The sequence below is a fragment of the Cellulomonas sp. A375-1 genome, from assembly GCF_001040865.1.
Lineage (GTDB): Bacteria > Actinomycetota > Actinomycetes > Actinomycetales > Cellulomonadaceae > Cellulomonas > Cellulomonas gelida.
The window spans coordinates 11042-11991 of record NZ_LFKW01000101.1 but is presented as its reverse complement, the minus strand read 5'-3'; the positions used below and the strand labels follow the sequence as shown (position 1 = coordinate 11991).

Here is a 950-nt window from a genome sequence, read left to right as displayed (position 1 = left end):
CCTGCCGCGCCGCGACGTCGCCGTCAAGGTCCTGCTCGCGGGGAGCCTGGACGACGAGGTGCGCGCGCGGTTCCAGACCGAGGCCAACCTCATGGCCCAGCTCTCGCACCACCCGTCGATCGTCACGGTCTACCAGGCCGACATCGCGGCCGACGGCCGGCCCTACCTGGTCATGGAGTACTGCTCGCGCACGGGCCTCGCGGAGCGGTACCGGACCGAGCGGATCAGCGTCGCGGAGGTGCTGCGCATCGGCGTGCGGCTCGCCTCCGCGGTCGAGACCGCGCACCGCGCGGGCATCCTGCACCGCGACATCAAGCCTGCCAACGTCCTGACGACCGACTTCGGCTGGCCCGCGCTCACGGACTTCGGGATCGCGGCGACGACCGGGCACGGCGGGGGAGCGGCGGTCGGCATGTCGATCCCGTGGTCACCCCCGGAGCTGCTCGCCGAGCACCCGCACGGCGACGAGCGGTCCGACGTGTACTCGCTCGCGGCCACGCTGTACTCGCTGCTCGCGGGGCGCACGCCCTTCGAGATCCCCGGCGGCCAGAACGGCGCGCAGCAGCTCGTCGCGCGCATCGAGCGGGCACCGCTGCCGCCGACGGGACGCGACGACGTCCCGGGCACCCTGGACTCGGTGCTCGAGCGCGCGATGTCGAAGGTCCCCGCGCTGCGCCACCCGTCCGCCGCCGCGCTGGGCCGTGCGCTGCAGCAGATCGAGGCGGACCTGCGGCTGCCGGTCACGCCGCTGGACCTGCTCGACGACGGGACGCCGCAGGCCGACCCCCAGCCCGCGCCGGCCGGCGGCGACGCGGCCGACGCGACCCGGCTGCGCTCGATCGTCGAGATCCCGCAGCCGGCCCCGGCGGCGGCCGACGACTCGACGCGCGTCCGCGGCCCGGTGACGGTCCAGGCGCAGCCTGCCGGACCCGGGTTCCTCACGCCGCCGC

Annotated in this window: 1 protein-coding gene; it reads left to right on the top strand. The window is 75.9% G+C overall.

Annotation, left to right across the window (positions count from 1 at the left end; genetic code table 11):
• A partial coding sequence (locus CWIS_RS19420; RefSeq protein ID WP_048343272.1) for a serine/threonine-protein kinase occupies nucleotides 1-950 on the top strand: 950 nt, incomplete at both ends.